We start from the raw sequence: 3,781 nt of genomic DNA on the forward strand, positions 1-3,781 counted from the left end.
CCGCGGACCTGCCCGGTGCGGGCGCCGCCGGTGGTGTCGGGTTCGCCGCGTTGGCGGTCGGCGCGACGCTGCGGCCGGGGATCGCCTACCTGCTCGATGTGCTGGGGTTCGGCAAACACCTGACCGAGGCCCGATTGGTGGTCACCGGGGAGGGCTCGCTCGATGAGCAGACCCTGCGTGGCAAGGCACCCGCCGGGGTCGCCGCGGCCGCGAGAGCGGCCGGGGTGCCGGTGGTCGCCGTGGCGGGTCGGATCCAGTTGGCCCGTGCGGAGTTGACGGCGGCGGGGTTTGCTGGGGCGTACGCCCTGACCGACCTGGAACCCGACCCGGCCCGCTGCATGGCGCAGGCGGGCCCACTGCTCGAACGGCTCGCCGCCGACCGCGTCGCCACCCACTTGGAGGTTTCTCCATGACCGACTTCGACCTGGTGCTGCGGGCCCGGCGGGTGCTCACCGCGTCCGGTGAGCAAGCAGGCTGGGTGGGTGTCCGCAGCGGGCGCATCGCCGCCATCGAACCGTTCGACGCTCCCGTGCGGGCTGGTCAGGTCGTCGACCTGGCCGACGACGAGGTGCTGCTCCCCGGGCTGGTCGACACCCACGTGCACGTCAACGAACCGGGCCGCACCGAATGGGAGGGCTTCGCCACCGCCACCCGCGCCGCCGCGGCCGGTGGGGTCACGACGATCATCGACATGCCGCTCAACAGCATTCCCCCCACGGTCGACGTCGACGCGCTGCGGGTGAAACGCAAGACCGCCGACGGGCAGGTGTGGGTCGACACCGGCTTCTGGGGCGGCGCCGTCCCCGGCAACGTGCCGGCTTTGCGACCGCTGCACGACGCCGGGGTGTTCGGCTTCAAGTGCTTCCTGCTGCACTCCGGTGTCGACGAGTTCCCGCACCTCACCGCCGCCGAACTCGACGAGGCCATGCGCGAGGTGGCCGCGTTCGACGGGCTGCTGATCGTGCACGCCGAGGACGCCGACACCATCGACCACGCCCCACATGAACCCGGCGCCGCCTACGCGGACTTCCTGCGCTCACGGCCCCGCCTCGCCGAGGACGTGGCCATCGCGCAGGTCATCGAACTGGCCCGGCGCACCGGGTGCCGCGCGCACATCCTGCACTTGTCCAGCGCCGACGCCCTGCCGATGATCGCGGCCGCGCGCGGCGAAGGTGTCCGGCTCACCGTGGAGACCTGCCCGCACTACCTGAGCTTCACCGCCGAGGAGATCGGCGACGGCGCCACCCAGTTCAAGTGCTGCCCACCCATCCGGGAAGCCGACAACCGCGAGCAGCTGTGGCAGGCGTTGGCCGACGGTGTCATCGACTGTGTCGTGTCCGACCACTCCCCCTGCACCCCGGAGCTGAAACGCCTCGACCTGGGTGACTTCTCGGTCGCCTGGGGCGGGATCTCCTCGATCCAGCTGGGCCTGCCCGCCATCTGGTCCGGCGCCCGCGAACGCGGCCACACCCTGGCCGACGTCGTCGAGTGGATGGCCGGGCGCCCCGCGGAGTTGGCCGGGCTGAGCGGCAAGGGCCGCATCGCGGTGGGCGCCGACGCCGACTTCTGCGTGTTCGCCCCGGACGCGGAGTTCGTGGTCGACCCGGCGAACCTGCACCACAAGAACCCCATCACCCCGTACGCGGGCCGCACGTTGACCGGTGTCGTCCGCGACACCTGGCTGCGCGGCACGCGCATCGCCGAACGGCCGCACGGCCGGCTGATATCCCGAGGAGAGTCATGACCGACTTCACCGACCTGCCAGACCTGGCCGTGCGTTCCCTGGGCGGCGGCGTGGTCGCCGCCAACGACGAGCTGTTCGCCGAACGGGAAAACCTCATCCGCCCCACCGCGGCCGTCTACCAGCCGCACACGTTCGGCCACAAAGGACAGATCTACGACGGTTGGGAGACCCGCCGCAGGCGCTCACCCGGGCATGACTGGGCGATCGTGCGGCTCGGGGTGCCCGGCATCGTCCACGGAGTCGTGGTGGACACGGCGTGGTTCGTCGGGAACTACCCGGAACACTGCACGGTCGAGGGCGCCGCGGTCACCGGCTACCCGAGCCCCGAGGAACTCGCCGACGCCGACTGGGTGGAGTTGGTCCCGAAGTCGGCCCTCAAGGGCGACACCCGCAACCTCTTCGCGGTCGACTCGACCAAGCGCTTCACCCACGTCCGCCTCAACATCTTCCCCGACGGCGGCGTCGCCCGACTGCGCGTACACGGGGAGGTCGTCCCCGACCCGGCACTGTTCGACGGTGTCCCCCTGGACCTGGCCGCGATGGAGAACGGCGGGGTGATCACGGGCTGCTCCAACATGTTCTTCGGCGGCCCGGCGAACCTGCTGTTGCCCGGCAAGGCCCGAACCATGGGCGAGGGCTGGGAAACCGCACGGCGCCGCGACGACGGCAACGAGTGGGTGGAGGTGCGGCTGGCCGAGGAAGGCGTGGTGCGGCAGGTCGAGATCGACACCACCCACTTCGTCGGCAATGCCCCCGGGTGGTTCCGGCTCAGCAGTGGCGAGGTGGAACTTATCCCGCGCACCCGCCTGCAGCCCGACACCCGACACCTGTTCATGGTCGACGTGCCCACGCCGGTGCGGGACATTCGAGTCGACACCTACCCCGATGGCGGATTCGGCAGGCTCCGGATCTACGGGTCCCTCACCGCGGAAGGGCAAGCCCGAATGATCCACCGCCACAACGACTCCCAGCGCTAGCAGTCAACGGGGTCGATTGTCGACTGCGAGGATGCGAGGCCCGTTCCTTCACGATGGGGTTCGTGTCCTGCTCAGGGACCGCCCAGCGAACCGGGAGCGTTCCTCGGACACGCGGTCATCTGTCTCATTTCTGGCGTGCTACGGCCGTCGGCGGCTTCTATCGACTAGACCGCCGCTGGTCAGAGCTGCTTGAGAGTGCGTGTCTCGGGATCCAGGTACACCTTGCCGACGGTGTTCCACAGTGGCGGAAACGCCTCGAGGTCGTACACCTTCTGCCGCCACATCAGCAGGCCCCACGGCTGCCGATGACGCTCGTCGAGCAGCCACAAAAGGTGCTCGGGCGGGCTCTCGGACAGACAGACCATCGGATGGTGGATGTCCGCCCCGAACGGCGGGAAGCCCCACACGACCCCGTCCCAAAGAATGGAGCCGACCTTCTGCTGGGCGGTGAGGTCGGTGATCGCCTGTGGCGCGAACTCGGTCGCGGGGCGGCCGGACGGCCGCCCGGTGAAGTGGATCAGGCACTCGAACTGCGCCGGTCCCGCCTGCTGCAGCACCCCGTAGGGCCAGGTCATGGGGTGTCTCGATGAAACCGCAGGAGGGGGACGTCGTAGAGGTCGGGCTGGCGATCGCGGCGCATGACCGGGTCGGTGACCTCGATGACGAGCATCTCGGTGAGGAACAGGACTTCGGCGCGCAGCAGGTGGCTGGTGTAGCCGGCGGCGGCCTGTTCTTTGAGACCGACGGCGACGTGGATGTGCGGGAGGACCTGGTCGGTGTCGGGGTCGTAGGCCAGGGTGCCGCCGCCGAAGGCTTCGACGTTCCTCAGGTGGACCTTGGTCCATACAGGGGCGGCGGGGTCGTCGAGTTTGTCGCAGGTGCCGACGATGTCGACCTCAGCGAACCCGGCGATAAACGAGGGGATGTAGCCAGCTGAGGTTTCGCACTTTTCGCGGTGACACGGTTGGTTGATCTTTGTGTGACACGGGGCGATGGTGGCGATCATTGCCGGAGATGGGGGAAGCATCGGCGTTCTTCACAACCGCCCGTTGTCCGGGAG

5 protein-coding genes are annotated in these 3,781 nt (G+C 69.5%); 3 read left to right on the forward strand and 2 right to left on the reverse strand.

Translation table 11 applies throughout. From position 1 onward, the window contains the following. The 3 genes from ACRDSQ_RS02490 to alc form a co-directional block, all read left to right on the forward strand. The coding region (locus ACRDSQ_RS02490; protein ID WP_431418374.1) for a glycerate kinase at positions 1-413 on the forward strand (413 nt) is incomplete at its 5' end. Then, complete coding sequence (gene allB / locus ACRDSQ_RS02495; protein ID WP_431418376.1) at positions 410-1,744, forward strand: allantoinase AllB; 1,335 nt, start codon at positions 410-412, stop codon at positions 1,742-1,744. The genes ACRDSQ_RS02490 and allB, both read left to right, overlap by 4 nt. After that, complete coding sequence (gene alc, locus ACRDSQ_RS02500; protein WP_431418377.1) at positions 1,741-2,721, forward strand: allantoicase; 981 nt, start codon at positions 1,741-1,743, stop codon at positions 2,719-2,721. Before allB ends, alc begins: the two co-directional genes overlap by 4 nt. 179 nt (positions 2,722-2,900) lie before the next feature. Here alc and ACRDSQ_RS02505 read toward each other — a convergent pair whose 3' ends face one another. Together ACRDSQ_RS02505 and ACRDSQ_RS02510 are read right to left on the reverse strand one after the other, a co-directional pair. After that, on the reverse strand, positions 2,901-3,296 hold the full coding sequence (locus tag ACRDSQ_RS02505; protein WP_431418379.1) for a hypothetical protein: 396 nt from the start codon (positions 3,294-3,296) through the stop codon (positions 2,901-2,903). Next, positions 3,293-3,727 (reverse strand): hypothetical protein, encoded by a 435-nt coding sequence (locus ACRDSQ_RS02510; protein ID WP_431418381.1) that lies wholly within the window; start codon positions 3,725-3,727, stop codon positions 3,293-3,295. The genes ACRDSQ_RS02505 and ACRDSQ_RS02510 overlap by 4 nt, the downstream gene beginning before the upstream one ends. Positions 3,728-3,781 lie beyond the last annotated feature (54 nt).

The sequence above is a fragment of the Actinokineospora sp. genome, assembly GCF_050699995.1.
In the GTDB taxonomy this organism is placed as follows: domain Bacteria; phylum Actinomycetota; class Actinomycetes; order Mycobacteriales; family Pseudonocardiaceae; genus Actinokineospora.

What these genes read in the sequence shown, in the direction of transcription:
- allB (WP_431418376.1), top strand. Translation starts at nt 410, where the DNA reads ATGACCGACTTCGACCTGGTGCTGCGGGCCCGGCGGGTGCTCACCGCG.
- alc (WP_431418377.1), top strand. Translation starts at nt 1,741, where the DNA reads ATGACCGACTTCACCGACCTGCCAGACCTGGCCGTGCGTTCCCTGGGC.
- ACRDSQ_RS02505 (WP_431418379.1), bottom strand. Translation starts at nt 3,296, where the DNA reads ATGACCTGGCCCTACGGGGTGCTGCAGCAGGCGGGACCGGCGCAGTTC.
- ACRDSQ_RS02510 (WP_431418381.1), bottom strand. Translation starts at nt 3,727, where the DNA reads ATGATCGCCACCATCGCCCCGTGTCACACAAAGATCAACCAACCGTGT.